Annotated in this window: 28 protein-coding genes and 2 pseudogenes; 15 read left to right on the top strand and 15 right to left on the bottom strand. The window is 66.4% G+C overall.

Going from position 1 to position 24,597, the window contains the following annotated elements; translation table 11 throughout:
• Window positions 1–34 precede the first annotated feature (34 nt).
• Window positions 35–604 (top strand): DUF924 family protein, encoded by a 570-nt coding sequence (locus tag H9K76_RS21930; protein ID WP_187597368.1) that lies wholly within the window; start codon window positions 35–37, stop codon window positions 602–604.
• An 81-nt stretch (window positions 605–685) separates the two neighbouring features.
• On the opposite strand, the gene H9K76_RS21925 is transcribed toward H9K76_RS21930, so the two are convergent.
• Entirely contained in the window at window positions 686–1,039 is a 354-nt protein-coding gene (locus H9K76_RS21925; protein WP_187597367.1) for an HPF/RaiA family ribosome-associated protein, read from the bottom strand.
• Window positions 1,040–1,279: 240 nt separating this feature from the next.
• Between H9K76_RS21925 and H9K76_RS21920 the strand changes: the two genes are divergently transcribed.
• The gene (locus H9K76_RS21920; protein WP_187597366.1) at window positions 1,280–2,158 is read left to right on the top strand and encodes a gamma-glutamyl-gamma-aminobutyrate hydrolase family protein; all 879 of its coding nucleotides are present in this window, start codon (window positions 1,280–1,282) and stop codon (window positions 2,156–2,158) included.
• Between the two features lie 54 nt (window positions 2,159–2,212).
• On the opposite strand, the gene H9K76_RS21915 is transcribed toward H9K76_RS21920, so the two are convergent.
• The 6 genes and pseudogenes from H9K76_RS21915 to H9K76_RS21890 form a co-directional block, all read right to left on the bottom strand.
• Window positions 2,213–2,545: a helix-turn-helix domain-containing protein gene (locus tag H9K76_RS21915; protein WP_187597365.1), complete on the bottom strand. Its 333-nt coding sequence runs from the start codon at window positions 2,543–2,545 to the stop codon at window positions 2,213–2,215.
• Window positions 2,542–2,754: pseudogene (locus tag H9K76_RS23535) on the bottom strand (type II toxin-antitoxin system RelE/ParE family toxin); the annotation flags it as partial. The gene H9K76_RS21915 and the pseudogene H9K76_RS23535, both read right to left, overlap by 4 nt.
• 237 nt (window positions 2,755–2,991) lie before the next feature.
• On the bottom strand, window positions 2,992–3,465 hold the full coding sequence (locus tag H9K76_RS21905; protein WP_187597364.1) for an FKBP-type peptidyl-prolyl cis-trans isomerase: 474 nt from the start codon (window positions 3,463–3,465) through the stop codon (window positions 2,992–2,994).
• 43 nt (window positions 3,466–3,508) lie between these two features.
• A complete protein-coding gene (locus H9K76_RS21900; RefSeq protein ID WP_246475195.1) occupies window positions 3,509–4,495 on the bottom strand; it encodes a Bug family tripartite tricarboxylate transporter substrate binding protein in 987 nt (328 codons plus the stop codon).
• 40 nt (window positions 4,496–4,535) lie between these two features.
• Complete coding sequence (locus H9K76_RS21895; protein ID WP_187597363.1) at window positions 4,536–4,940, bottom strand: AtuA-related protein; 405 nt, start codon at window positions 4,938–4,940, stop codon at window positions 4,536–4,538.
• A gap of 21 nt (window positions 4,941–4,961) precedes the next feature.
• Window positions 4,962–6,356: an acyclic terpene utilization AtuA family protein gene (locus tag H9K76_RS21890; RefSeq protein ID WP_246475194.1), complete on the bottom strand. Its 1,395-nt coding sequence runs from the start codon at window positions 6,354–6,356 to the stop codon at window positions 4,962–4,964.
• A gap of 107 nt (window positions 6,357–6,463) precedes the next feature.
• Between H9K76_RS21890 and H9K76_RS21885 the strand changes: the two genes are divergently transcribed.
• Window positions 6,464–7,372: a LysR family transcriptional regulator gene (locus tag H9K76_RS21885; RefSeq protein WP_187597362.1), complete on the top strand. Its 909-nt coding sequence runs from the start codon at window positions 6,464–6,466 to the stop codon at window positions 7,370–7,372.
• Window position 7,373: 1 nt separating this feature from the next.
• Here the strand turns inward: H9K76_RS21885 and H9K76_RS21880 are convergent, their stop codons facing one another.
• The 4 genes from H9K76_RS21880 to H9K76_RS21865 all read right to left on the bottom strand — a co-directional run bounded on the left by H9K76_RS21880 (window position 7,374) and on the right by H9K76_RS21865 (window position 10,593).
• Window positions 7,374–7,841 (bottom strand): GyrI-like domain-containing protein, encoded by a 468-nt coding sequence (locus H9K76_RS21880; RefSeq protein WP_187597361.1) that lies wholly within the window; start codon window positions 7,839–7,841, stop codon window positions 7,374–7,376.
• Between the two features lie 106 nt (window positions 7,842–7,947).
• Window positions 7,948–8,997: an SDR family oxidoreductase gene (locus H9K76_RS21875; RefSeq protein WP_187597360.1), complete on the bottom strand. Its 1,050-nt coding sequence runs from the start codon at window positions 8,995–8,997 to the stop codon at window positions 7,948–7,950.
• A gap of 143 nt (window positions 8,998–9,140) precedes the next feature.
• Window positions 9,141–9,764 (bottom strand): DUF1439 domain-containing protein, encoded by a 624-nt coding sequence (locus H9K76_RS21870; RefSeq protein WP_246475193.1) that lies wholly within the window; start codon window positions 9,762–9,764, stop codon window positions 9,141–9,143.
• 151 nt (window positions 9,765–9,915) lie between these two features.
• On the bottom strand, window positions 9,916–10,593 hold the full coding sequence (locus tag H9K76_RS21865) for a chalcone isomerase family protein (protein ID WP_187597359.1): 678 nt from the start codon (window positions 10,591–10,593) through the stop codon (window positions 9,916–9,918).
• A 349-nt stretch (window positions 10,594–10,942) separates the two neighbouring features.
• Between H9K76_RS21865 and H9K76_RS21860 the strand changes: the two genes are divergently transcribed.
• The 8 genes from H9K76_RS21860 (at window position 10,943) to H9K76_RS21825 (ending at window position 18,474) form a co-directional block, all read left to right on the top strand.
• Window positions 10,943–11,824 carry an IclR family transcriptional regulator gene (locus tag H9K76_RS21860; RefSeq protein ID WP_187597358.1) on the top strand — a complete coding sequence of 294 codons (882 nt, stop codon included), beginning with the start codon at window positions 10,943–10,945 and terminating at the stop codon, window positions 11,822–11,824.
• Between the two features lie 39 nt (window positions 11,825–11,863).
• On the top strand, window positions 11,864–13,021 hold the full coding sequence (locus H9K76_RS21855) for a thiolase family protein (protein WP_187597357.1): 1,158 nt from the start codon (window positions 11,864–11,866) through the stop codon (window positions 13,019–13,021).
• Window positions 13,022–13,045: 24 nt separating this feature from the next.
• Window positions 13,046–13,429 carry a Zn-ribbon domain-containing OB-fold protein gene (locus tag H9K76_RS21850; protein ID WP_187597356.1) on the top strand — a complete coding sequence of 128 codons (384 nt, stop codon included), beginning with the start codon at window positions 13,046–13,048 and terminating at the stop codon, window positions 13,427–13,429.
• Between the two features lie 70 nt (window positions 13,430–13,499).
• The gene (locus tag H9K76_RS21845; RefSeq protein WP_187597355.1) at window positions 13,500–14,504 is read left to right on the top strand and encodes a tripartite tricarboxylate transporter substrate binding protein; all 1,005 of its coding nucleotides are present in this window, start codon (window positions 13,500–13,502) and stop codon (window positions 14,502–14,504) included.
• Window positions 14,505–14,563: 59 nt separating this feature from the next.
• Entirely contained in the window at window positions 14,564–16,669 is a 2,106-nt protein-coding gene (locus H9K76_RS21840; protein ID WP_187597354.1) for an acetate--CoA ligase family protein, read from the top strand.
• A 190-nt stretch (window positions 16,670–16,859) separates the two neighbouring features.
• Window positions 16,860–17,408, top strand: coding sequence for a ferritin-like domain-containing protein (locus H9K76_RS21835; RefSeq protein ID WP_187597353.1), 549 nt, complete (start codon window positions 16,860–16,862; stop codon window positions 17,406–17,408).
• Window positions 17,409–17,520: 112 nt separating this feature from the next.
• Complete coding sequence (locus H9K76_RS21830) at window positions 17,521–18,090, top strand: DUF2939 domain-containing protein (protein WP_187597352.1); 570 nt, start codon at window positions 17,521–17,523, stop codon at window positions 18,088–18,090.
• 135 nt (window positions 18,091–18,225) lie between these two features.
• The gene (locus H9K76_RS21825; RefSeq protein ID WP_187597351.1) at window positions 18,226–18,474 is read left to right on the top strand and encodes a hypothetical protein; all 249 of its coding nucleotides are present in this window, start codon (window positions 18,226–18,228) and stop codon (window positions 18,472–18,474) included.
• A gap of 6 nt (window positions 18,475–18,480) precedes the next feature.
• Here the strand turns inward: H9K76_RS21825 and H9K76_RS21820 are convergent.
• From H9K76_RS21820 to H9K76_RS21805, 4 genes and pseudogenes are all read right to left on the bottom strand, one after another.
• A pseudogene (locus H9K76_RS21820) lies at window positions 18,481–19,292 on the bottom strand (tRNA-uridine aminocarboxypropyltransferase).
• Window positions 19,271–19,885 (bottom strand): class I SAM-dependent DNA methyltransferase, encoded by a 615-nt coding sequence (locus H9K76_RS21815; RefSeq protein WP_187597350.1) that lies wholly within the window; start codon window positions 19,883–19,885, stop codon window positions 19,271–19,273. The pseudogene H9K76_RS21820 and the gene H9K76_RS21815 overlap by 22 nt, the downstream one beginning before the upstream one ends.
• A gap of 113 nt (window positions 19,886–19,998) precedes the next feature.
• A complete protein-coding gene (locus tag H9K76_RS21810; RefSeq protein ID WP_187597349.1) occupies window positions 19,999–20,385 on the bottom strand; it encodes a VOC family protein in 387 nt (128 codons plus the stop codon).
• A 54-nt stretch (window positions 20,386–20,439) separates the two neighbouring features.
• Window positions 20,440–20,604, bottom strand: a complete 165-nt coding sequence (locus H9K76_RS21805; protein WP_187597348.1) for a hypothetical protein — start codon at window positions 20,602–20,604, stop codon at window positions 20,440–20,442.
• Between the two features lie 147 nt (window positions 20,605–20,751).
• Between H9K76_RS21805 and H9K76_RS21800 the strand changes: the two genes are divergently transcribed.
• Genes H9K76_RS21800 through H9K76_RS21785 form a run of 4 tightly spaced genes read left to right on the top strand, consistent with a single transcriptional unit; the run spans window position 20,752 to window position 24,596 of the window.
• Window positions 20,752–21,255, top strand: a complete 504-nt coding sequence (locus H9K76_RS21800; protein ID WP_187597347.1) for a MarR family winged helix-turn-helix transcriptional regulator — start codon at window positions 20,752–20,754, stop codon at window positions 21,253–21,255.
• A complete protein-coding gene (locus H9K76_RS21795; RefSeq protein WP_187597346.1) occupies window positions 21,252–23,387 on the top strand; it encodes an FUSC family protein in 2,136 nt (711 codons plus the stop codon). The genes H9K76_RS21800 and H9K76_RS21795 overlap by 4 nt, the downstream gene beginning before the upstream one ends.
• Window positions 23,384–23,590: a DUF1656 domain-containing protein gene (locus H9K76_RS21790; protein ID WP_187597345.1), complete on the top strand. Its 207-nt coding sequence runs from the start codon at window positions 23,384–23,386 to the stop codon at window positions 23,588–23,590. Before H9K76_RS21795 ends, H9K76_RS21790 begins: the two co-directional genes overlap by 4 nt.
• Before the next feature lie 13 nt (window positions 23,591–23,603).
• Window positions 23,604–24,596, top strand: coding sequence for an efflux RND transporter periplasmic adaptor subunit (locus H9K76_RS21785; RefSeq protein WP_187597344.1), 993 nt, complete (start codon window positions 23,604–23,606; stop codon window positions 24,594–24,596).
• The last annotated feature ends 1 nt before the right edge of the window (window position 24,597 follow it).

Here is a 24,597-nt window from a genome sequence, read left to right as displayed (position 1 = left end):
CGCGCAGGGCGCCCGGACGCGCTACAGTGGGGCCATGACGACCCAACAAGCACAAGCACATGACCCCACGGCCCAGGCCGTCATCCGTTTCTGGTTCGAGGAATCCACGCCGCAGCAGTGGTTTGCCAAGGACGACGCATTCGACCGCGCCATCCAGGAGCACTTCGGCGGCGTACTCGATCAGGGCGCACGCGGAGAGCTCTGGCACTGGCGCAGCGATGCCCTCGGACGCCTCGCCGAAATCCTCGTGCTCGACCAGTTCTCGCGCAACGTCTGGCGCGATACGCCCCGCGCCTTCGCGCAAGACGGCATGGCGCTCGTGCTCACGCAGGAGATCATCGCACTGGGCCTGGACCGCGATTTCACCGAGGCGCAACGCGCATTCGCCTACATGCCGCTGATGCACAGCGAATCGGCCGTGGTGCAACAGGAGTCAATCCGCCAGTTCACCGCCCTGGGCAATCCCGTCAATCTGGACTTTGCCGAGCGCCACAAGGCGATCGTCGACCGGTTCGGGCGTTATCCGCATCGCAATCGGGTGCTGGGGAGAGCGAGCACCGCGGAAGAAGAGGCGTTTCTGCGGACACCCGGGAGCTCGTTCTGAGACAAGAAAACAAAAGCAAAAACGCCCGGAGCTCCCACCCCGGGCGTTCAGCGTTACAAAGACAACAGAAGAAAAAAATCGTTAAGGTTGCTCGCCATCGCGAATGGTCTCGCGATTGTTCTTGTCGCGCGCTCGGCCCTGATCGGCCTCCAATCCGCGCAGCAGCTTGTCGATCGCCGCATTCAGGGCCTCGGCCACCTTCGGTGCATCGGCATTGGCCGCCACCGGCTGGCGTCCCGCCGGGCGCGCCTCGATCACACAGCGCTTGTCCTGGCCGCCCGCCTTGGCATGGCCGTCGGAATCCGAGAAGAACACCTCCACGCGCGTAATGCTTTCCTTGAAGCGTGCGAGCCGACTGGAGACTTCCTGCTGCACCCATTGCGCCAAGGATTCGCCGCCCTGGATCTTGTCGTTGGTGTGGACTTGCACTTGCATCAACTTCTCCTGTATCGAAATTAACAATCCAATAGGTCATTGGATCTGCTGCATCTTGCCAGCAACTACAGCATAGCGCTTGACGCGCATCAACTCGGCAACGGACAACACTCGCTTTCCCGGATAACCGCACCGTCCATGGGCGGGATGCGAGCCGTGTTACAAAGGGGCGGAAACCTTCGTGCGGCTGTGCACCTCGAACCGCTTTGTACACAGGAAGAGTAGAAGGATCGGAAAAACATGACCAGCCCCCGTTCTGACCAACGCCTGAAGATCGGCCTCTCCGCCTGCTTTTCGCATGCAGACCCCTATCGCCCGCTGTTCACGAACAAGACGCTGCAATACGTCGAGCAGACCATTGCGCACTGGATCATGTCGGCCGGCGCGATGGTGGTGATGGTGCCCTGTCCCACCGGAGAGACGGCGCTCGGCGATGTCACGCTGAGCCACTATGCCGAGTGGCTGGACGGCGTGGTGATGCATGGCGGGGCCGACGTCTGGCCCGGCAGCTACGGGGAAGAGCCGCTCAAGGATGCATGGCTTGGCGACCGCATCCGCGATCTCTACGACCTTGCCGTGGTCGAGGCCTTCGAGCAGGTGGGCAAGCCGATCTTCGGCGTATGCCGGGGCCTGCAGCTCATCAACGTGGCCTTCGGCGGCACGCTCTACCAGGACATCGAGACTCAGCACCCGGGCGCGCAGCAGCACCGCGACCCGATCACCTACGACCAGCATTTCCACGACATCGAGATCGTGCCCAACACGCGGCTTGCGCGCATGTACCCGGAGATGGGCCAGGTCAAGGTCAACAGCATCCACCACCAGGGTATCAAGCAGATCGCGCCGGGCTTCGACATCGAGGCCTGGAGCTATCCCGACGGCGTGCCCGAAGCCATCCGCCGCCACCCCACGCAGGGCCATGGCTATATCGCGGCAACGCAGTGGCATCCCGAGTTCCGTGCACACGACGGCAGCATCCTCGACGCCAGGCCGATCCTGGACGACTTCCTGCTCGCCTGCGAGCGCGCCAAGGTGCAGCCGCTGCCGGGCCACAGCCCCTTCCAGATTCGCGATCGCGCTTCGCGCCTGCTGCGCCGCGCGCTGCTGCGGCAGCGTTGAAATGGGAAAAAACTCAAACAACCCAATGGCTTAGGCTGAACCCCGGAGCCTGCATCAGCCCACCGCGAGTCGAACCGGCTTGCCGATGCGGCTGAGCATTTCCACCAGCGTGTCGATGGTGAATTTCGTCGTCTTCTTGTTCACCACATCGGACACACGCGGGCGGGACACCATCAGGATCTCCGCTGCCTCGGCCTGCTTCAGGTGATGCTGCGCGATCCACTCGGCCAGCTCTGACATCAGTTGCTCCTTGAGCAATCGCGTGTCATTGATCTGCTGGCGCGACGCCGCCTGCAGCCGCTTGGCTTCGTCGGCCGAAAAGCCCAGTTCCAAGAACAGGTTCGCACCGGGCCTTGTGACATGGCGGATTTCGGTGTCAATCTTCATGGCGTGGCCTTTCTTGCGTTGACCACGGCGCGGTAACGCGCCGTAGCGATGTCCTTGTCCCGCTGACTGGTCGCCTGCGTTTTCTTCTGGAAGCAGTGCAAGACGTACGTCTTCGGTTCAGCCGCTTCGCGCACCGGCTTGTCCTCGGTGTGAAGGTAGCGCATGGACGTCGCCACGGCCTTGTGCGCCGTCAGGGCCATGCCGACCTTGAATGAAAAATGGCCCTCACGCCCCCCTGCTTCGCATGGTCCGCTGCCCCCCGAGGGGGCGCTTTTCATCTTGGGGCGGCCCGGCGATGAAAATGGCTCCCCACGCTTGCCCACTGCGTGTGGCCGCTGCCCCTCCGAGAGGGGCGCTTTTCATCTTGGGGCGGCCCGGCGATGAAAAAGGGCCGAAGCATGCATGACTGCACGCTTCGGCCCTTGAAGAGCAAAGACCGGTTCGGCTCAGTGATGGTGGCCGTGGCCGCCGTGCACGTGCCTGTGCGCGATCTCTTCCGGTGTCGCGGCGCGCACCTCGGTTACCGTGGCGGCAAAGCGCAGCGGCTTGCCGGCCAGCGGATGGTTGCCATCCAGGTGCACCTCGGGGCCCTTGATCTTCACGACGTTGAAGACCGTCATGTGACCATCATTGCCGGGGCCCTGGAGCTGTCCGCCCACCTTGACCCCGGGGGGAAACTCGCTCTTGGGAATCACGCGCACCAGGCTTTCGTCGCGCTCGCCGAAGGCGTCCGCCACGGCCAGGTCGATGGTGGCGGCAAATCCCGCGGCCTGTCCCTCAAGGGCGGCCTCGACCTTCGGGAAGATGTTCTCGTATCCGCCATGCAGATAGGCCACATCGCCCGAATCCAGCGGCTTGCCGGTGACGGGATCCGCGATCTTGTAGTGCAGCGTGACGGCTGTGTCTTTGGTGATGTTCATGGGCGAGATTCTACGGTTGCCGCGCGGCACACGGGCAACACGGTCAATCGAGCTTCACGCCCGTGGTCTTCACCACCTTGCGCCATTTCTCCACATCGTCCTTGATCTCCTGCGCGAAGACTTCCGGCTTGTTGGCGACGGGTTCCGCCCCGAGGTCGTTGAGCTGCTTGGCCACCTCGGGCGACTTCACCGCCTCGGCGATGGTGCCCTGCAGCTTGTTCAGGATCTCCCTGGGCGTGCCCGCGGGTGCCAGCAACCCGAACCAGCCGGAAACCTCGTACCCCGGCACGCCGCTCTCGGCCACCGTGGGAATGTCCGGCGCGCCGGGCCAGCGCCGGGCGGTGGTCACCGCCAGCGCACGCACCTTGCCGCTCTTCACGAACCCGATGCTCGATGGCAGGTTGTCGAAGCCGATCTGCACCTGCCCGCCGATCAGGTCGGTCAGCATGGGCGCGGCCCCCTTGTAGGGCACATGCGTCATGTCGATGCCGGCCATCATCTTGAGCAACTCGGCGCTCATGTGCGGCGAGCCGCCCGCGCTCGTGGAGCCGAAGTTGATCCTGCCGGGCTCCTTCTTCGCCAGTGCGATCAGCTCCTGCAGGTTCTTCACCGGCACAGCCGGGTTGGCGATGATGATGTTGGGTGTGTTCGCCACCACGGTGATCGGCGCGAAGTCCTTCACCGCATCGTATGGCAGGCTCTTTTGCAGCGCCGAGTTGATGCCGTGGGAGCTGGCCGTCGCCATCACCAGCGTATAGCCGTCGGGCGCCGCCTGCGCCACCGCCTGCGAGCCGATGGCGCCGCTCGCACCGGCCTTGTTCTCGACGATGAACGACTGCTTGAGCCGCTCGGTCAGCTGGTTCGCCGCGATGCGCGCGATGATGTCGGTCGTGCCGCCCGCCGGGTACGGAACGATGATGCGCACGGGCTTGCTGGGGTACACGGCCTGCGCAAAGGCGGCAAAGGAACTGGCGGCGAGATACGCCGCCGCGACGTGGCGCAGCATGGTGCGCCTGCGGGTTTGGAACATGGTGCCTGTCTCCTTTTTATCTTCGTGGTGTCATGGCGGTTCACGGCTGCCCGGCGCCCGCATCGGCATGCCCTTGAGGGGACGCCGGCTGGCGTGTTCTCAGGCATGACAGCAGCGCCTGCGGCACCTCAATTTCAAAGCCCAGAATCGCCGCCGACAACGCCTTGCCGTAGTTGTCCAGCGACAGGCTGCGCGAGACGCCGCCGCCGAGCGCGCCATGGGCGACAAAGTTCAGCGCGTGGAGGTTGTCCACCTCGTATCGCAGCACATCGCCGGTGATGGCCGTGCGGTGAAACGCCTTGAAGCGCTCGGCCGTGAGCTGCTCCTTGAGCAGGGGATAGAGCGCGGGCTCATAGGCAAATACCGCGATGTTCGAGGTGTTGCCCTTGTCGCCCGAGCGCGTGTGGGCCACCTGTTCGAGCAGCACTTTCTTCGTGGATGACATGTCGGTTGGCTCCTTTCCGGCTCAGCTGATGAAATAGTCGATCTGCGGCGTCACCTGTTCGCGCGCCACCAGCGATGACCAGACGCCAATCACCTCGCGCGTGCGGTCCTGGTGCGGCACGCGCTTGCCGGTATGGGCCACGCCCGACACCGCCATGCCGTCGACCTCGCGGCCCACTTTCAGCGCCTGCTCGCGCGTCTTCGTCCTGGCCGCGACGCGCACGGCCACCTCGTAGGGCTCGGGCGCATCGGCCGGCGTCGCGGCGCCGTGGATGGCATTGAGTCCCAGGAAATCGATGCGCATGTCCTCCGCCTCGAGCTTCACGATCCTGAAGCGCTCCTCCAGGATCCTCCTGGCCAGCTGTGCGCGGCGCAGCGCGCCCGGGCCGGCGTAGAAGAACATGTCCTCGCCGATGAAGCCTTCGGTGCAGCCCATCGAGACCTTGAGCGTGGACGTGCGCGGCTTGCCGGTCAGCCCGGTCACGCGCACACGGTCCGCTCCGATCTGTTCGAGCCGCGCCCGGGTGAAGTCGACGACCACGTCCGGCGTGATGTAGTTCGCCGGATCATGTACTTCGTAGAGCATCTGCTCCTTCACGGTCTGCAGGGTGATCGCGCCGCCCGAACCCGCGACCTTCGCGATCACGACGCTGCCGTCGGCCTCGACCTCGGCGATGGGAAAGGCAAAGTTCCAGGGTTCGGGCACGTCCTTCAGGCCCGGGTCGCTGAAGTAGCCACCCGTCACCTGCGCACCGCATTCCATGAGATGGCCGATGCCGCTGCCCGCGCCGACCTTCTCGTGGTCAAGCGCACTCCAGCCGAACTCGTACATCATCGGCGCGAGGAACAGCGAAGGATCGGCCACGCGGCCCGTCACCACGATCTGCGCGCCTTCGCGAAGCGCCTGCACGATCGGCTCCGCGCCCATGTAGGCCTCGGCGGAGATCAGCGTGTCCCGAAGCGTGGCGGTGGGCTGGCCGTTCTCCAGGATGGTCGGTGCAAGCGAGAGCACGCGGTCGGTGATCATGCTGCCGCTCACCGCGGCCACCTTCACGCCTTCGATGCCCATCTCGCGCAGCAGCGCCGTGATGCGTTCGGCCGCGCCCTGCGGGTTGATCCATCCCTGGTTGGAGATGATCTTCGTGCCGCGCCGCATGCACGCGGGCAGCACCGCCCGCATGCGGTCGTCGAGATAGGTGTCGTAGCCCGCGAACGAGGGATCGCGCCGCGCGCGCACCTGCGCCGCGGAGACCGTGGCCTCCGCCATGGTCTCGAAGCACAGATAGTCGAGATCGCCCTGCTCCGCATTCAGCCCCGCGGGCTCCACGCGATCGCCCCACCATGCGGCACCCGAGCCGATGCGCAGCGTCCTGCTGCGCGGCGTGCGCCCGCCATCAACGTCACTCATGTCGTTCATCAGCGTTGTCTCCTTCATTTCAGGCCATTCTGAAGATCCGCTCTTTGTTCAACAATGCGTTCGCAAGACCAGTAGCTATGAATTCAATTCACAGCTACCCTTGCATCATGGACAAATACGCTGAAATCTCGGTCTTTCTGAGCGTGGTCGACGAGGGCAGCTTCTCAGCCGCCGCACGCAAGCAGGAGATGACGCCGTCCGCCGTGAGCAAGCTGATCGCGCGGCTGGAGCAGCGTCTGTCCGTGCGGCTGTTCGAGCGCATCGCGGGCACCATCCGCCTCACGCAGGAGGGCGAGCGCTTTCGCGAGGCCGGCATGCACGTGGTGCGCGCCATGGTGGATGCGGAAGACGCCGTGCACCTGCGCGCCGCGGACATCTCGGGCGTGGTGCGCATCCACACCGCGCTGACCACGGCCAAGTACCTGATCGCGCCGCGCCTGCCGCTGCTGATGGACAGGCACCCCAGGCTGCGGCTCGACTTCGTGCTGGGCACCGAGCGTGCCGATTTCATCCGGCAGGGGCTCGACGTGGCCATCCACAGCGGGCAGCCCACCGAGCTCACCTTGGTGGGCCGCCCGCTGATGCTGCGCCCCTGGGTGATCGCCGCCGCACCGTCCTATCTGGAGCGCTTCGGCAGCCCCGCCGAACCCCAGGAACTGCGGCACCACCGCTGCCTGAACTTCACCATCCGCACGCAATGGAACAACTGGACCTTCCAGGACGGCAGCGACGTCAAGGCCGTGGACATTCCGCGCCATATCGGCGCCAATCAGGGCGAGCTGCTGCGCACGCTGGCCCTGCAGGGACTGGGCATCGTACGGCTGGCGCACTTCAACATTGCCGCCGACCTGCAGGCGGGCCGGCTGGTGCCGCTGCTCACGCAGTTCCACCGGCAGTCCGAGGAGGATCGCTTCTATCTGCTGTATCCGGGCGGCCGGTCGCTTGCGCCGCGCGTGCGTGCCGTGGTCGACTTCCTGGCGGAGCAACTGGCACAGGACGCCCCGCAGCCTGCCTGATTCAGCCTGCCAGCGGCTGAATCAGTTCGGTGCGCCAGAGCCGCGTATCGGAGCCGCGCTCAGGACCGGTCACGTAGCACTCCCAGAGATCGGGGGTCACGGCCAGCCCGTGCGCCACGATCCACTCCTTGAATGCGCCCCATGCACCGGGCAATTCCTCGTAGCGCCCGCAGTGCACGGTGCGTGCCACGCGCATGACCGGCCACTCCGAGGGCAGCACGCGCCCGCAGGCGTGGACCGAACGATCGACCGGAATGCCGATCTCGAAGTCGAAGCTGTCCGTGGGTCGCCGCAGATGATGGGTGTAGAGCGGCGCAATGGGCGCCGCACCCTGTTCGCGCACCGCGTCGAGCAGTTCGCGTACGCCTCGGCCCATCACGAGCTGGATCTCCTCGCGCGTGCAGCGCACCGGAATCACGGCCGTGAAGCGGCACAGCGATATGTCGATGATCTCTGGTGGCTCAATCATGATGCGCTCCTGGCTGAGTCAAGCAGACATCACACATGGTAGTGCCGGATCCATACCCTGGCTATAGGGCATGGATCGCGAGTGGGGTCACCCCCGGGAAAGCCGCTCAGCGCCGGGTGCGGCTGCCCACCCACCAGCCGATCGCCAGCCCCACCGTGCCCAGCACGATGGCGGCCGTCGCGGCTTCGGTGCGCGCACTGCGCACGCCGCCATCGATGCCGGTGTCGACGGAAGGCTCGTAGAGATTTCCATCGCTCAAGGGAGCAGGCTCCGCGTGGCGCAGGCCACGCGCACCGAACCAGTTCATCACCTTGCCGACCAACGTGGGCGATACGGCGTGCGCGACCCGACCGGGCAGCGCGGCGGCCCCGAGCCACGTCACCGGACGCGGGTGCGACGAGTACGCAAGCGCCACGATCGTCTGTGCCACGCGGCGCGGATCGAGCATGGGCAGCGGCATACGCAGCCGCCTGCCCGTGTAGTTCGCTCCGTTGGCGAGGCCGGGAGTGTCCACCAGCGTGGGCGCCACGTCGCAGATGTGGACATTCGGCAGATCGGCCACCTCGGCGCGCAGGCTCTCGGAGAGGCCGCGCACGCCGAACTTGCTGGCACTGTAGGCGGCCGCGAACGGCGTGCCGACCCAACCACCCATGGAATTGAGGTTGACCAGCAGGCCCCTGCCGGTCTCGCGGAAATGCTGGATCGCCGCATGCGCGCCGTGCAGGTGCCCCATCAGGTTCGACTCGATCACCCTGCGGCTGGCCGACAGCGGCACGCCATCGAAGCGCCCTACGGCACCGACGCCGGCGGCATTCACCCACACATCGATGTGGCCATAGTGGCTGATGGCGCGATCCGCCAGCTTGCGCACCGCATCGGCATCCGTCACATCGGTCGGGATGCCCAGCGCCGAGGTCCCCTCCGCGATGCACTCGGTCACGACCGGCGCCAGGGTGTCCGCGCTGCGTGCGGCCAGAACCAGCCGCGCGCCGCGCCGTGCGAACGCCACGGCGGCCGCATGGCCGATGCCGCTGGACGCCCCGACGATGACCACCACCAGCCGGCGATGCGCGGCCTGCTCCTGTTCGAGCGATGAAGAAGAACGGCGAGAAGACACCGTCCGTTGCGAACCCTCATGGCTTGTCTGTGTTCTCATGGGCAATACATCTCTTTCTTCGTCTCTTTCTGCCTGGCGGAGCGCCACGCCCGACGCTCTGTGAACCTGTTTGTAACAGCCACGCGCGCCGCGCCGCGTAGGACAGTGTCACGAACCATGCGCAGACATCCGAAAGGACGCCATCAAAGTGCGTTCTTCGGCTTGAGCTGCACCACCAGTCCCTTGTCCGTCACGGTGAATTGACCCGGCTCCAGGCCCAGCCCGTCGGTCAGCGCGAGGTCCTGCTCGCTCAGCTGATGCAGGACCACCTCCTGCAGTGACCGCTGGGCCAGCGTCGTGCCGTATTGCTGCAGCATCTGCTCCGCCGCTGGCGTGAGACCCTCCATGCGCAGGCCGTTGAGCTGCAGCCGGGTCGCCCGCAGTGTTCGGTCGGAGGCTTCGTAGCGCAGCGAAAAGTCCACATCCAGTGCGCCGTTGTACGAACGCCCCTGCAACAGCGGCCCCGATGCCACCACCGCGATCACCGCATTCAGTTGGTCGTGTTCGGGCTTCAGCCGGATCCTCGGGTCCGCCAGCGCCAGGTTGACGAGTCCGCCCATGCCGTAGCTGCGCGGGAACTTGCGTGCCACCGCGCCCTGGATCTGTGCCTGCGAGATCGTGTACCCCTGCTGGGCGAGCACGCCGGGCGACGCCGCGCATCCCGACAGGAACACCCCGCCAGCCAGCAGGCCCGAGAACAACCATCGACGCCGCGTGCAGGCGGCCACGTCAACAACAACGCCCGAAGGCAAAGGAGCGGATCTCATACGAAGCGGTATCGCACCCATGCAAGGTGCGCGAGGGAAACATGCGGCACATTGTCGCGCCACAGGGCTGCCCCCTGGCTCCCGCATGTAAGAGCATGTTGACGACCTGACGGCCTTCACTCAGGAAGATGGGGTGCCGCGCGCCACGCGATCAGTTCCTGTTGGCCGTATCGGTCGTGGCCTTCACGCCCAGCATCGCATCGCGCAGCTTCCAGTCCGCGGGTGTCGCTCCCAGCCAGATGCCTGCCAGCGCATGATAGAACTGCGCCTCGGGAATTGGGTCCGCAGCGGGGACGCCGCGCACGGACACCACCGTTCCCTTGCCGGGCACCCAGTCGAGCGTGATGGAGTCGCCGGCATCGAGCCGCCTGTATTCGCTGAACAGTGCCGACATGCGCAGCATCGCCGGCATCAGGCGTGCTGCCGCAGCCTTGTCCATGTTCTCCTGGATACCGCGCACGAACATGCTGCCCAGTTCGTTGGCATTCACCTCCCGCAGCATGACCAAATGGATGCGCTTGGCCTCGCCTTCCCCGGCCAGGTCGCCATATTGCAGCGCGGGCTTTTCGGTGTAGAGCGCGGCGCGATAGACCTGAAACACCGCCTTGAACCGCGTGCCGGAGCCGTTGAGCTGCACCGTGCGCCCTCCCACCGAAACCTTGTTGGCAAAGACCGCCGACGGGCTTGCCTGCGCTGGAATCGACACCGGCTTCGCCTCGACCACGGGCACGCCGGCTTCCGTGCGCGCCAGGGCGGGCAGACAGACAGCCGCGGCCAGCGTGCCTCCCGCCACCAGCAGACCAGCGATGTTGCGAACGACTCTTTGCATAGCATGCACCTACAAGATATTAAAATTGAATAGGTGAATGCTATTTTTTACACAAGCTATCGCCTATCCGTGGAGCATCTTGTTAACAATCGCTCTCGCGCTTCAAATCTGGTAGCAAAAATCTCTTGATACAAGCCACATGTATCTCATTGAAACAATGAAGAGCGGAACAGAGACAATCAGCACAAAAGGCATTGAACTGACAAATCAATAGATCTAATCTATATAAATTCCTGTTCTGCATCGCAGCAAAAATTTCACTCTCCAAAACTCGCAAAGAAGTTTTTGACCTGAAGGCCCACTATTTCTACATTGGCTCATCGTTTGTGTTTCATCCATGGAAACCAACATGCCAGAGCCCACCAGAACAGCGCCCCTATCCAAGCCCAAGGCCATCGTGACCCGCAGTTCCGGCACCAGCGTGTCGTCGGTGGAGCGCGCCATGCGTGTCCTGCGCGTGATGTCCGAGGGTGCCAATGCGCGGCTGACGGACATCGCGGCAGCAGCCGATCTCGACAAGGCCACAGCGCTGCGCCTGCTGGAAATGATGGTGCGTGATGGATTCGTCACGCGCGACCCGCTCACCAAGCAATTCAACCTCGGCCCTGAGCTGATGGTGCTCGGCGCTGCCGCACTGCGGCGCTTCGATCCGCGTCCCATCGTGCGCCCCAGCCTCATGCGCCTGGTCGGCCAGTTCGAGGACAGCGCCGTGGTGTCGATCCCGAGCGGCATCGAGTCACTGTGCATCGACGTGGAGGAAGGCACCTACCCGATCCGCGCCAACTACCTGCGCGTGGGCAGCCGCCGTCCGCTGGGCGTGGGAGCCGGGAGCCTGGCGCTGCTCGCCTGGCTGCCGCAGGCCGAGCGCGAAGCGGCCATCGACATCCTGCTCGGGCAACTGCAGCGCTATCCACGCATCACGGCCGAACTGCTGCACGAGCGCATCGACCAGGCGCGCACTCGCGGCTATGCGGTGCTGCTGGACGTGGTGGTCGAACGCATGGGCGGCATCGCGGTGCCGATCCTCGACCCGCATGGCCGTCCGGTGGCTGCCATCAGCATCGCGGCGCTCAATGACCGGATCCTCACGCGCGAAGCAGCCATGGGCCAGGCCCTGATGCACGAGGCCATGCAGTGCCAGGTGCGCTGGTCCGAGGCGACGCGGCCCGGCGCGAGAACGGCACACCGCGTGGGCGCGCTGAAACCCGGCGGCGAGCGACGCGCCGACTGACGGCAGGCCCATCCAGACAACACCAAGGAGACAGACCGCATGCAAGCATCCACCCCATCGGCCTACCTGCGGGGCGCCGGTGGCACCCCGTTCGGCCGGCACGAAGGCCGCGGCGCGCTCGACCTCATGGCCGACGCCGCGCGCGAGGCGCTGCACAGCGCGCAGCTCGAACGATCACGCATCGATGGCGTGCTCTGCGGCTATGCCACCACCCTCCCGCACCTGATGCTCTCCACGCTGTTCTGCGAGCGCTTCGCACTGTCGCCGGACTATGCGCACAGCATGCAGCTCGGGGGCGCAACGGGTGCCGCCATGCTGATGGCCGCGCGCGAGCTCGTGCGCTCGGGCCGCTGCCGCAACGTGCTGGTGGTCGCCGGAGAAAACCGGCTTTCCGGCCAGTCGCGCGACAGCTCCATCCAGACGCTCGCCCAGGTCGGCGATGCCGATTTCGAGGTGCCCAATGGCGCGTCCGTGCCGGCCTACTACGCGCTCATGGCATCGGAGTACATGCAGCGCACGGGGGTGAGCTCCGCCGACCTCGCTGAGTTCGCCGTGCTGATGCGCCGGCACGCCATCACGCATCCCGATGCGCACCTGCGCACGCCGATCACGGTGCAGGACGTGCTGGCCAGCAAGGCCATCGCCTCCCCGCTCTCGCTGATGGACTGCTGTCCGATCTCCGATGGCGCGATGGCACTGGTCGTCTCCGCAGAGCCGGGCAAGCACGCGGCGGTGCAGATGCGCGGCGCGGGCCAGGCGCACCGCCACCAGCATCTGACGGCGATGGACGACGTGATGCGCTGCGGCGCGTCGGACGCGGCACGCGCGGCGCTTGCCGAGGCTGGCATGCAGGTCGGCGACTTCGACTACCTGGGTATCTACGACTCGTTCACCATCACCCTCGTCATGCTGCTGGAGGAAATCGGCTTCGCGCCGCGCGCCGGTGCCGCGGCCCGGCTGCGTGCGGGCGACTTCGAGCGCGGCGGCGCCCTGCCGCTGAACACGCACGGCGGGCTGCTCTCCTATGGCCATTGCGGCGTTGCCGGAGGCATGGCGCACGTGGTGGAGGCCTGGCGCCAGATGAGCGGCCTCGCGGGCGAGCGACAGCTGGCGCGCCCGCCGCAACGCGCCTTCATCCACGCGGACGGCGGCGTGATGTCCTCGCATGTGAGCCTGGTGCTTGCGCGTGAACCATGAACGATGAGACAGGAAGTGCAGTCCATGAATGATCTCGATCACCCGGCTCGGCCGCTGGCCGCCCCCTTCACCGAAGGCCTGCGCGAAGGCGTGCTGCGCTACCAGCGCTGCACGGACTGCGGGCACGCGCAGACGCTTGCGCGCTATGCCTGCCAGCGCTGTGCCAGCGAATCGCTGCAATGGCAGGACGCCTGCGGCTTGGCGACGGTGCGTGCCGTCACCGTGGTATCGCGCGCGCCGTCCGATGAGTTCCGGGCGCTCGCGCCCTACACGCTGGTCATGGCGCAGCTGGACGAGGGTCCGCGCCTCATGGCCCATGCCGCCGCCGGAATGCAGATCGGGCAGCGGGTGCGCGCGCATTGCTTCGAGCATGGCACGCGCACGCTGGTCCGCTTCGAGCCGCAATGACAGGCGGGCAGCCAACCCTTTCCGGCCCCATCCATCCCGACACCCATCACAACATCCAGGAGACACCACCATGGCCCACACAGCACCGTTGATTTCGCGCCGCAGCGCCACCCGCCTGGCCCTCGCGGCCGCCGCGCTGAGCGCGTTCGCCGCCGCACCGGCCGCGTTCGCGAGCGGGGATTATCCGAACAAGCCGATCCGCCTCGTCGTCCCCTACCCGCCCGGAGGCCCGACCGACATCGTCGCGCGCGTGGTCGCGCAGAAGCTGCAGGAGCAGCTCGGCCAATCCATCATCGTGGACAACAAGCCCGGTGCCGGTGCGAACCTGGGAGCGGAGCAGGTCGCGCGCAGCACCCCGGACGGCTACACGCTGATGGTGGCGACCACGGCCCATGCGATCAACCCGTCGCTGTTCTCCAAGCTGAACTACTCGATCACCAAGGACTTCACGCCGATCTCCCAGCTCACCAGCGGCCCGCTGGTGATCGTCGCCACGCCGACGCTGCAGGCCAGCAACGTGAAGGAGCTGATCGCGCTTGCCAAGTCCAGGCCCGGCGGCCTGAACTATGCGTCGTCGGGCAACGGCCAGTCCACCCACCTGTCCGCCGAACTCTTCAGCGCGATGGCCGGCGTGAAGATGAACCATGTGCCCTATAAGGGCAGTGCCCCCGCGCTCACCGATGTGATGAGCGGCCAGGCCGACCTGATGTTCGACACCATGCTCTCGTCCATGCCGTTCGTGAAGGGCGGCAAGCTCAAGGCGATTGCCGTCACCAGCAGCGAACGCTCTCCGAGCGCTCCGGACATTCCCACGATCGCCGAGGCCGGCCTGCCTGGCTACGAAGCCATCGCCTGGAACGGCATGCTCGCTCCCGCGGGCACGCCCAAGGAAGTGATCGACCGCCTGAACGCCGCGCTGCGCACGGTCCTGCAGAGCCCCGACGTGAAGCAACGCTTCGACGGACAAGGCTTTGCCGCGAAGTGGGACACGCCCTCCGCCTTCGGCAGCTTCCTGAATGCGGAAGTGGAGAAGTGGGGCAAGGTGGTCAAGACATCCGGCGCGAAGGTGGACTGAGCGTCCCGGCGAATCATCGGCGGGGTCCACGGGACCCCGCTCCAACCAGCACAAACTCCATGCAAGACCTTCTCCAATCCGCGCTGAATCCGCGTTCGGTGGCCGTCATCGGCGCTTCCGAGAACATCCACAAGATCGGCGGCCGCCCGATCCACTACATGGGCCTGCACGGCTTCCAGGGAGCGATCTACCCGATCAACCCCACGCGCGACGAAATCCAGGGCCACCGTTCCTATGCGTCTCTGTCGGCACTGCCCGAGGTGCCCGAGCTCGCGCTCGTCGTGGTCGGTGGCGACAAGACGGTCAGCGCCGTCGAGGAGTGCGCGGCACGGGGCGTGAAGTCCGCCGTGATCATCGCCTCCGGCTTCGGCGAGACCGGCCCCGAAGGCAAGGAAATCGAGCAGCACATGCTGCGCACGGCCCGCAGCGCCGGCATGCGGCTGTATGGACCCAACACGCAGGGCCTTGCCAACTTCGGCACCGGCGCGATCGCCGGCTTCTCCACCATGTTCATCGAAGTGCCGCCCATGGACGGGCCGGTGGGCATCGTCAGCCAGAGCGGCGGTATGAGCGCGATGGCCTACGGCCTGCTGCGCGGACAGGGCCTGGGCGTGCGCCACGTCCATGCCACAGGCAACGAGGTGGATGTGTCGGTGGGCGAACTGGCGCTGGCTGTCGCGCACGATCCCGACGTGAAGCTGCTGCTGCTCTATCTCGAGAGCATTGCACACCCCGACCTGCTGGCCCGCGCGGCCGCGGTGGCGCGCGAGCGCGACCTTCCGATCGTCGCCGTCAAGGCCGGCAGAACGGCCGGCGGGCAGCGCGCCGCCTCGTCACACACGGGGTCGCTTGCCAACGAGGACCGCACCGTCGACGCCTTCCTGCGCCAGCATGGCATCCTGCGCGTGCGCGATCCCCACGAGCAGGTGCGTGCCGCAAAGGCCTACCTGAAAGGCTGGCGTCCGCAAGGCCGGCGCCTGGTCGTGATCAGCAACTCGGGCGCCAGCTGCGTGATGGGGGCCGATGCCGCCGATGACGAAAAGCTCGCGCTCGCGGAACTGTCGCCTGCCACGCAGGACGATCTGGCGCAGAAGCTGCCGGGCTTTGCCACGACCAGCAACCCGATCGACATCACGGCCGCGCTGCTCACCAACAGCGGCCTGTTCGGCGACGTGCTGCCGGCCGTCGCCAAGGACCCTTCCGCCGATCTCTTCTTCATCAACATTCCGGTGGCGGGCGCGGGCTACGACGTGGAGCGTTTCGCACGCGATGCCGCGGCGTTCGAGGCCGGCACCGGAAAGCCCGTCGCCGTCGCGGCCTGGCAGGACAGCGTCGCGTCGGCGTTCCGCGCTCACGGCATCGCCACGTTCGCGAACGAGGGGGATGCGATCGGCGTGCTGGCCCAGCTGGCCAGGCATACCGACCTCATGCGCCGCCCGCGCACCGCACCCGCACTGGCGACGTCCCCCGTGCAATGGCCCGCATCGGGCGACCGCTTCCTGAACGAGGCCGACAGCCTGGCGCTGCTGGGACGGCATGGCGTGCCCGTGGTCTCCATGCACCTGTGCCGGACCGCAGGAGAGGCCGGTGCCGCGTTCGAACAGATCCGCGCAGGTGGACAGCGCGTGGTGATGAAGGCCTGCTCGCGCGACATTCCCCACAAGTCGGAACACGGCCTGGTGGCACTCGACGTCGCGTCGCCCGAGGAGGCGGAGGCTCTGTTCGAGCGCTTCGACCACAAGATGGACGCACTGAACGCATCGCGCGATGGTGTCATCGTGGCCGCGATGCACAAGGGGCGGCACGAGTTCATGGTGGGCGCCCACATGGACCCCGTGTTCGGCCCGGTGATTGTGGTGGGTGACGGCGGCAAATACACCGAGGCACTCAACGACTGCGTCGTGCTGCTGCCCCCGTTCTCGGCCGACGACGTCACGCGGGAACTGGCCCGGCTGCGCATCGCACCGCTTTTCAAGGGCCTGCGTGGCGAGCCCGCGCTGGACATCGCGGCGCTGTCGCGGCTCACGGTGGCAGTAGCCGACTTTGCGGTGGCTGCAAAGGGACAGCTCGCATCGCTCGACCTGAATCCGGTCATCGTCGGCTCCGAGGGGGAAGGCGCGGTGGCGGTGGACGCGTTGATCGAGATGCGCGCTGGCTCTGCCTAGGCACCCTCCGCACCTCGCCCTGGCCCCGGTGGGGCCACCTGCTGTCGCTGCGGTACGTCATCGAAAGTCAGCGTTGTCTCACAGACAAAGCCCTGCACCGCGACTACGGTGGAAGTCCGGCCGCGCACATAGAGATATCCACAGATATCCGCGCGAGCCCCTTTCCCCGCAACACAAGAGGAAACTCACGATGGCAAATACCTCAAGCAACAAGCAGAAGCTGCAACTCGACCAGAAGCGCCTGGATGCGGCAAAGCAGAGCCTCGACCAGGGCGCCGTCACGCCCGATTTCGGACCGTACCGCGAGGACATCATCCGCCTGCTCAACGATGCGCTGGCAACGGAGATGGTCTGCGTTCTGCGCTACAAGCGTCACCACTTCACGGCCACGGGCCTGGAGTCACCGGCGATCGCCGGTGAGTTCCTGCAGCACGCCGTGGAAGAGCAGCAGCACGCCGACATGATCTGCAAGCGCATCGTGCAGTTGGGCGGCGAGCCGGACCTGAACCCCGACACGCTCACCCGCCGCAGCCACGCCGACTACAACGAGCAGCTGGAGCTGCACGAGATGATCCGCGCCAACCTGGTCGCCGAACGCGTGGCGATCGAGGCCTATACACAGATCATCGAGCTGGTCGGCGACAAGGATCCCACCACGCGCCGCATGATCGAGCAGATCCTCGAGATGGAGCAGGACCATGCGGACGAGCTGTCCGACTGGATGAACAAGGCCAGCTGACGCCGCCCGCCGGGTGACTTTCACCGAGCCGGACCGCACAAGCTGTGCGAACATGCGCACAGCCCATCCGGCCAGAAGGCCGGGTGCAGAAGATGTGGAAGGATCACCCGGAATGAAGAATCGAAAGAGCGTTGTTTTCCCCGTGCTCGTGGCTGCTGCCCTGGGCTTTGCCACGCTGCTCTATGTGTCGCCGTATCTCGCGATGCAGTCCATCAAGAAGGCCATCGACGCAGGAGACTCGGCCGCACTCTCGGAGTTCGTCGACTTTCCCGTACTGCGCGAGAACATGAAGGGTAGGCTCATGCGCTCGCTGGCCTCCAAGCTGCCCAAGGCGGAGCCCGGCAGCGACAACCCGCTTGCCAACATCGGTCAGGCCATCGGCGGGCTCGTCGTCGGCACGGCGGTCGATCAACTCGTGACCCCCGCCGGGATCATGATGATGATGGAAACGGGACGCGTGGCGCGTGGACCTGCGCCCGCGGCCGATCCAGCAGCCGGTAGTAGCCGCGGTGGTGAGGCCGAAGCCGGCGATGCGGATCAGCGCAAGGGCTTCTCCCTGCACTACCAGGGCTTCGGCAAGGTCCGCGCCTTCCGCCAGAGGGATCCGGGAACCGCCTTCATTTTCCGCCGCGATGGACTGTTGGGCTGGAAGCTCGTGAACATGGAGCTCGAAGGGCTCTAGGCGCTCATCACCCCAGATAGCGGGTCAGCCTCTTGGCTGACAGGCGGCGCTTCCCATTTCCGGTACAACGGCGTTCGACGGGCCGCTGGGCTGCCGCAGTCGAAAACGGTCTCTTGTCTCAGGAACGGAACACCCATGAGCTCCAAAGAACTCTCCTCCGAGGACACCCTCGCCAAGCGCATCCTCTTCATCATGATCAACGAACAGGGGTTGCGCGCGGGTGACGGCATGAGCCCCGACAACCTGGTCCGCGATCTCACGCGGCACGGCATCGGCCAGCCCGAACTGCAGCAGGCCGTGCAGCACGCGAAGGATCGCGGCTGGCTGCGCGACGGCCCCTACGGCGAATTGCAGTTGACCGAGACCGGGTTCGCGGTCGACTGAGGTCCGTCAGCCGGCCGCCTGCGCGGCGCCGAGGCATGCACCCAGGCGCCGGTGCTCCGGGCCGTCGAAGTCCGGTGGCAGCTGGTTGCGCGCCCGCTCGTAATTGTGCGTGAAGACGTCGAGCCAGGCCGCGAGCACCTGCGATGCCGCGGAGTCCTGCGACAGCTCGAGACACAGCGACGCCACCTCGCTGGTGCAGAAATGGTCGTCGCGGTTGGAACGCCGCAGCCGGTATGCCGACACCTGGTCGGGGTGCAGGCTCAGGACAGGAAAGCGGTCGAGATACGGGCTCTTGCGGAACATCTTGCGCGCCTGCGACCACGTTGCATCCAGCAGCACGAAGAGCGGACGCCTGCCGTCGCCCCCCGGTACGTCGGCGCACCGCCAGGTTGCGCCAGGGAATGCACGACACGCTCCGCCGAATCCGCGTACTCTCCGGGGAAAACGACGAACGGCTGCCACTTCGGATCATCCAGCAACGCCAGCAGTTCGCCGCTGGCCTCCATGCGCGACCAGCCGAATGCAAAGGTATCGGGCACCACGTCGGCGATCAGCCAGCCGGTGTTGCTGGGCTTGAGCGGCTCCGCGTCGTGCATCAGCAGGCACACGCCCGCATGCACGTCGGCCTGAAGAACCGGCGCGGCGCAGATGCAATGCGAAGGGCGCAGCCGGCAACCTTCGCAGCGCTGCCCCTTGGGGCCGCCACGCGCGAGAAACGGCCGCGTGCTGAGCGCAAGGCGCGCCCTGCGCAGCCGCGCCACGGCATGCAGGCCTTCGCGCGCCGGGACGGTGTCCCTCAGGCCTGGCTCTGCCGGCATTCGAGTTCAAACATCGGCACCTCGCAGCGCTCGCTGAGCCAGACGCCGCCGCCCAGCTCCTGGAAATGCGCAGCCTCGAGGCCGCGGCGGTACAACGAGGCACGGTGGCGGTACAGCCGCGGATCGGTCAGGTCCTCGTCGATCACGCCGCGATCGTAATCTTCGCGGCTCACGGCCTCGACATACAGGCCGCCCCGGCAGAGCCGCCCCAGGTTGGCCAGCGCCTGTTTCAGGTCGGAGGGGCTCAGGTATGGAAGCACTCCCTGGCAGATCACCAGATCGAAGGGTTCGTCGCTGCGGAAATCCACGACCGACCCCTGTTGCCAGCCATAGCGCCCACACAGGTAGCTGCTGAATTCGACGCCGTGATACACGGCCCCGGGAAAGTGCCGCGCCACGGCCTCGCGCCACAGGCCGATGCCGCAGCCCACATCGAGGACACGCGCCACCGGCACCCGCAAGTAGGCGAGGTAGGAACAGACGAAATCGCCCAGCCTGCGCGAATGTTCGACATCGATCACGCTTGTTTTCTTGTCGAAATAGAAACGCTGGTAATAGGCTTCGTCGAACCACTGCTCACTTGCTGATTGCACGCACGCTCCTGCTGGAATTGGATGGGGGACGCAAGTATCCCCGACCGCGCCCGTCCACGCTCGCGCTGCGGTATTCAGCGCAATGCGGCGGCTGCGGGCGAGCCCTGTGCGAATCAGATGTTCCTGGGCGGACGGTACAGCAGGCAGATCTTGTTGCCATCCGGATCGCGCAGATAGGCCAGGTACAGGCGCCCCGGCCCTTCGCCACGATAGCCCGGCGGGTCCTCGCATGTCACGCCTCCGTTCGCGAGGGCGGTCGCGTGGCACAGGTTCACCATGTCCTCGGACGAGGCCGCAAAGCCGGTCGTGCTGCCATTGCCTGCCGTGGCCGGCTCGCCATCAATGGGTGTGCTGACGGCAAACGTGCCCGTGGGGCTGCGCCAGAAGAAACGGTTCCTGTTGGCGACGCCGGGCGCAATGCCGAGCTGCCCCAGCAGCTGGTCGTAGAACTGCCTGGACCGCTCCAGGTCGCTGACGCCGAGCATGATGTGACTGAACAATTCGATCTCCTTTGGTTGTTGTAGGCAAGAAAAGAACAGGGGGACAGGGCGTCTCTATTTCACCCCGCCGACACCCATGTCCACCGTGCCGAAGACGGTCACTCCGGTGGGCTGGCCGGCCATCGATCCGGCGTCGCGGTGAGGGGTGGTAGAGGTGCATGCAGCCAATCCGCACAAGGCGAGCACGGCTGCGACAACGCGGATGGTGGTCCATGGCATGGGGAACTCCCGCTGAGCGCGTGAACACGCTCCAAGGTCAAAAGACCATGGTAACGGCTTCGCACGGGAAGTGCCTCGGCGGGATTCCCCACGTCATGCAAATTTTCAAATATTTCACTATACTAATTAGTAAGCCAGCTAATTAAAATGAAAAAGAACTCCTCGTCCACTCCAACCGCCGATACGCGGCTCAGCGCGCGCGAAGAAGCGCTGCTCAAACTCACCCGCAGCATGAGCTTCTGCAATGCGCGCTATCCCCCCATCGCCAACAAGGCCGTGGCGCACCTCGGGTTGTCCGAGGCCACCACCTGGCCGCTCGTGGCGGTGTCGCGCTACGGCGATGGCCTGCGCCAAGGCGTGATCGCCGACATCCTGGGCATCAAGGCGCCCTCGCTCACCCGGCCGCTGGACCATCTCGAAAGCGAAGGCCTGATCGAGCGTCGCGACGACCCGGTCGATGGGCGCGCCAAGACGCTGCACCTGACGGACAAGGGCCGCGAGCTCACCCATCGCATCGAAGCCGCGCTCAAGACGGTACGCAACCAGCTCTTCGAGGGCGTAGGCGATGCCGATGTGGCCGCCTGCCTGCGGGTGTTCGCGCTGCTCGAAGATCGCATGGGCCGTGTCACGCCGGCCGTGGCGCAGCGATGAAACGCCTCTCGCTGCCCCGCTTCACCGGGGCGGAAATGCTCTTTTCGCTGAAGTGCTTTCTCGCCGCGAGCCTCTCGCTGTACGTGGCGAGCCGGGTCGGGCTGAGCCGCCCGTTCTGGGCGATGATGACCTCCTACGTGGTGGCCAGCCCCATGGCAGGCCCCGTACGCTCGAAGGCGCTTTACCGCGTGCTGGGCACCTTCATCGGCAGCACCGCCACGCTGCTGATCGTGCCCGCGCTCGCCAACGCACCGGAGCTGCTCACGCTCGCACTGGCCCTGTGGGTGGGGCTGTGCCTCTACCTGTCGCTGCTGGACCGCTCCCCGAGCTCCTATGCCTTCATGCTCGCGGGCTACACCGCCGCGCTGATCGGCTTTCCCAACGTGCAGACACCGCAGACCGTGTTCGACAACACCACGCTGCGGGTGGAGGAGATCTGCATCGGCATCCTGTGCGCGACGCTCGTGCACAGCGTGATCTTCCCGAAGGGGCTCGCGCCCGCCGTGCTGGGGTTGCTCGACGGCGCGATGAAACACACGCGGCACTGGATCCAGGAACTGCTCAGCGCGGGGACGCGTACGCAACAACCGCAGGCCGCGTCCGACGCACCCCGCGCCAGCGGCCTGGGCGTGGACCGAAGCCTGGTGGCTGGCGACATCACGCAGCTGCGCCTGCTCTCCACGCACATCCCGTTCGACACCACCCACCTGCGCTGGACCGCGGGCGCCGTCGGCACCATGCAGGACCGCATCGCGTCGCTGATGCCCACGGTCTCCGCCGTGGAGGACCGTCTGATCGCGCTCGAACAGGCAGAGGGCAGGCTGGCACCCGACGTGGTGCAGATGCTCGAGCGCACCGCCACGTGGCTGAGCCTGCAGGACTTCAAGGCACCGCACGCCGCACGTGCGCCGCTGCACGCACAGCTGCGCAGCGACATCCAGCAGTTCGCCATGCAGGAGTGGGACCGGCACGAAGCCTGGCAACGCCTGCTGCGCGTGGCGCTGGCCACGCGGCTTGCCGAACTGGTCGATGCGTGGGACGCCTGCGTGCGGCTGCGCCACGACATCGACGCCGGCATCAAGGGTGAGCGCCTGCAGTCGCGCCGCCTTGCCAGCCTGAGCCACCGGGCACTGCACCTGGACCACGGCATGGCGTTCCTTTCGGCGCTCGCGGCCGTGCTCGCGATCTGCCTGTGCGGCGCTTTCTGGATCCTCACGGAATGGCCCGTCGGCTCGGCCGCCACGATGATGGCGGCGATCTTCTGCAGCTTCTTCGCCACCATGGACAACCCGGTGCCCGCCATCCGCGGCTTCCTCAAGTACCTGCTGTGGTCGCTGCCGCTGTCGGTCTTCTACGTGCTGGTGATGCTGCCCAACGTGCAGGACTTCGGCATGCTCGTGGCCGTCTGCGCGCCGGTGTTCCTGGTGCTGGGCTGCTACATGGCCAGGCCCCAGAACATGATGGCGGCGATGGGAGTCCTGCTGGGCGGTTTCTTCGGCACGCTTGCGATGTACGACACCGGCACGGTGGACATGATCACTTTCGTGAACTCGATGATCGGCCAGATCGCGGGCATCGTCGCCGCCGGCGTGGTGACCGCGCTGGTGCGCACGGTGGGCGTGGACTGGGCCGCGCGCCGCATCCAGCGCGCCAACTGGCGGGAGCTGTCCGAACTTGCGCAGCCCACGGCCAGCGCTCGCCAGCTCGACGCCTACGCCGTGCGCATGCTCGACCGCATCGGCCTGCTCGCGCCCCGCATTGCGCAGGCCGGTGGAAAAATCGATGGCGTCGCCAAGGACGAGGCCCTGCGCGATCTGCGCGTGGGCGCCGACCTCGTCTCGCTGCAGCGCCAGAACATTCCGATGGAGTCCCCGCGCATCGCGGGCGTGCTGGCCGACATCGGCCGCTACTTCGCGCTGCGCGGCAGCAATAACGCGGTGGCCCAGCTCACGCCCGAGCTGCTCGCGCACATCGACGAGGTGCTCGGCTACGCGGCCGGGCGACCCGACTCCACGCCGCAATGGCGCAGTGCCGTCACCGCGCTGGTGGGCCTGCGCCGCAATCTTTTCCCGGCCGCCCCCGCGGCACTGACGAGTGCGGCCGCTCCCGCGGCTGCCATGACGACATCATGATTGGTGAAGCTTCCTTCTACGGCCTCTACCTGCCCTGGCTGCTGCCCCTTGCGCTGCTTGCGCTGCTGGTACTGCTGGGCGTGCAGCGCATGCTGGCCGCGATGGGCCTGTACCGGCGCATCTGGCACCCGGCCCTTTTCGATATTGCGCTCTACGTGGTGGTGCTGTGGTGCCTCTCGCGCCTGAGCGCGTTTTTGCAATGACGAGAACAAGAAGATGAACGACAAGACTCCTGCCAGAAACCTGGAAACCGCCGGCGCCAACGCCAGCACTCCCGCTGCCGCAGCCGCCGCGCCGGCGCCGCAGCGCCCGCTGTGGATCCGGCGAGCGGCCGCGCGCGCCGTGCCCGTGTGCATCACGCTCGCGGTGACCGCTGCTGCCATCGCCGCGGCCTTCCAGCTCTGGGACCACTACGAACTTGCGCCCTGGACGCGCGACGGCCGCGTGCGCGCCAACGTCGTGCAGATCGCGCCCGATGTCTCGGGCCTGGTGACCGATGTGCCCGTGCATGACAACCAGCGCGTGCGGGCCGGCCAGATGCTGTTCGAGGTCGACAGCGCGCGCTATGCGCTCGCATTGCGCCAGGCCGAGACGTCCATGGCGTCGCAACGCATCGCGCTGGCGCAGGCCCGGCGCGAGGATGCACGCAACGCCGGCCTCGGCAACCTGATCTCGCAGGAGGTGCGCGAGCAGACCCGCACCAAGGTTGAGCAGGCGCAGGCCGCGCTCGCGCAGGCCCAGGTGTCGCTTGACACCGCGAAGCTCAACCTGCAGCGCGCCAGGATCCTCGCGCCGTCCGACGCCATCGTCACCAACCTCGACCTGCGCAAGGGCAGCTATGCCAGCGCCGGCCATGCCGCGATGGCGCTGGTCGATGCGGACTCCTTCTACGTGGAGGGCTATTTCGAGGAGACCAAGCTCGCACGCATCCACATCGGCGATCCCGTGAAGGTCACGCCCATGGGCGCCTCCCGGCCGCTGACAGGGACCGTGGAGAGCGTGGTCGCCGGCATCGCCGACCGAGACCGTGCGACAAGCGCCAATCTCCTGCCGACGGTGAATCCCACGTTCAACTGGGTTCGCCTCGCCCAACGCGTGCCGGTGCGCGTGAAGCTCGACCCCTTGCCCGCCGACGTGGCACTGGTCGCGGGGCAGACGGTGACCGTGGAGGTCACGCAGCCGAAGAGCACGGGCGGGCACAAGGGATGAC

It is taken from the genome of Diaphorobacter ruginosibacter, assembly GCF_014395975.1.
GTDB classification, from domain to species: domain Bacteria; phylum Pseudomonadota; class Gammaproteobacteria; order Burkholderiales; family Burkholderiaceae_C; genus Diaphorobacter_A; species Diaphorobacter_A ruginosibacter.
Note: the sequence above shows the minus strand (reverse complement) of the source record. Positions and strands in the feature narration are given on the sequence as shown.

What these genes read in the sequence shown, in the direction of transcription:
- H9K76_RS21930 (WP_187597368.1), top strand. Translation starts at nt 35, where the DNA reads ATGACGACCCAACAAGCACAAGCACATGACCCCACGGCCCAGGCCGTC.
- H9K76_RS21925 (WP_187597367.1), bottom strand. Translation starts at nt 1,039, where the DNA reads ATGCAAGTGCAAGTCCACACCAACGACAAGATCCAGGGCGGCGAATCC.
- H9K76_RS21920 (WP_187597366.1), top strand. Translation starts at nt 1,280, where the DNA reads ATGACCAGCCCCCGTTCTGACCAACGCCTGAAGATCGGCCTCTCCGCC.
- H9K76_RS21915 (WP_187597365.1), bottom strand. Translation starts at nt 2,545, where the DNA reads ATGAAGATTGACACCGAAATCCGCCATGTCACAAGGCCCGGTGCGAAC.
- H9K76_RS21905 (WP_187597364.1), bottom strand. Translation starts at nt 3,465, where the DNA reads ATGAACATCACCAAAGACACAGCCGTCACGCTGCACTACAAGATCGCG.
- H9K76_RS21900 (WP_246475195.1), bottom strand. Translation starts at nt 4,495, where the DNA reads ATGTTCCAAACCCGCAGGCGCACCATGCTGCGCCACGTCGCGGCGGCG.
- H9K76_RS21895 (WP_187597363.1), bottom strand. Translation starts at nt 4,940, where the DNA reads ATGTCATCCACGAAGAAAGTGCTGCTCGAACAGGTGGCCCACACGCGC.
- H9K76_RS21890 (WP_246475194.1), bottom strand. Translation starts at nt 6,356, where the DNA reads ATGAACGACATGAGTGACGTTGATGGCGGGCGCACGCCGCGCAGCAGG.
- H9K76_RS21885 (WP_187597362.1), top strand. Translation starts at nt 6,464, where the DNA reads ATGGACAAATACGCTGAAATCTCGGTCTTTCTGAGCGTGGTCGACGAG.
- H9K76_RS21880 (WP_187597361.1), bottom strand. Translation starts at nt 7,841, where the DNA reads ATGATTGAGCCACCAGAGATCATCGACATATCGCTGTGCCGCTTCACG.
- H9K76_RS21875 (WP_187597360.1), bottom strand. Translation starts at nt 8,997, where the DNA reads ATGAGAACACAGACAAGCCATGAGGGTTCGCAACGGACGGTGTCTTCT.
- H9K76_RS21870 (WP_246475193.1), bottom strand. Translation starts at nt 9,764, where the DNA reads ATGAGATCCGCTCCTTTGCCTTCGGGCGTTGTTGTTGACGTGGCCGCC.
- H9K76_RS21865 (WP_187597359.1), bottom strand. Translation starts at nt 10,593, where the DNA reads ATGCAAAGAGTCGTTCGCAACATCGCTGGTCTGCTGGTGGCGGGAGGC.
- H9K76_RS21860 (WP_187597358.1), top strand. Translation starts at nt 10,943, where the DNA reads ATGCCAGAGCCCACCAGAACAGCGCCCCTATCCAAGCCCAAGGCCATC.
- H9K76_RS21855 (WP_187597357.1), top strand. Translation starts at nt 11,864, where the DNA reads ATGCAAGCATCCACCCCATCGGCCTACCTGCGGGGCGCCGGTGGCACC.
- H9K76_RS21850 (WP_187597356.1), top strand. Translation starts at nt 13,046, where the DNA reads ATGAATGATCTCGATCACCCGGCTCGGCCGCTGGCCGCCCCCTTCACC.
- H9K76_RS21845 (WP_187597355.1), top strand. Translation starts at nt 13,500, where the DNA reads ATGGCCCACACAGCACCGTTGATTTCGCGCCGCAGCGCCACCCGCCTG.
- H9K76_RS21840 (WP_187597354.1), top strand. Translation starts at nt 14,564, where the DNA reads ATGCAAGACCTTCTCCAATCCGCGCTGAATCCGCGTTCGGTGGCCGTC.
- H9K76_RS21835 (WP_187597353.1), top strand. Translation starts at nt 16,860, where the DNA reads ATGGCAAATACCTCAAGCAACAAGCAGAAGCTGCAACTCGACCAGAAG.
- H9K76_RS21830 (WP_187597352.1), top strand. Translation starts at nt 17,521, where the DNA reads ATGAAGAATCGAAAGAGCGTTGTTTTCCCCGTGCTCGTGGCTGCTGCC.
- H9K76_RS21825 (WP_187597351.1), top strand. Translation starts at nt 18,226, where the DNA reads ATGAGCTCCAAAGAACTCTCCTCCGAGGACACCCTCGCCAAGCGCATC.
- H9K76_RS21805 (WP_187597348.1), bottom strand. Translation starts at nt 20,604, where the DNA reads ATGCCATGGACCACCATCCGCGTTGTCGCAGCCGTGCTCGCCTTGTGC.
- H9K76_RS21800 (WP_187597347.1), top strand. Translation starts at nt 20,752, where the DNA reads ATGAAAAAGAACTCCTCGTCCACTCCAACCGCCGATACGCGGCTCAGC.
- H9K76_RS21795 (WP_187597346.1), top strand. Translation starts at nt 21,252, where the DNA reads ATGAAACGCCTCTCGCTGCCCCGCTTCACCGGGGCGGAAATGCTCTTT.
- H9K76_RS21790 (WP_187597345.1), top strand. Translation starts at nt 23,384, where the DNA reads ATGATTGGTGAAGCTTCCTTCTACGGCCTCTACCTGCCCTGGCTGCTG.
- H9K76_RS21785 (WP_187597344.1), top strand. Translation starts at nt 23,604, where the DNA reads ATGAACGACAAGACTCCTGCCAGAAACCTGGAAACCGCCGGCGCCAAC.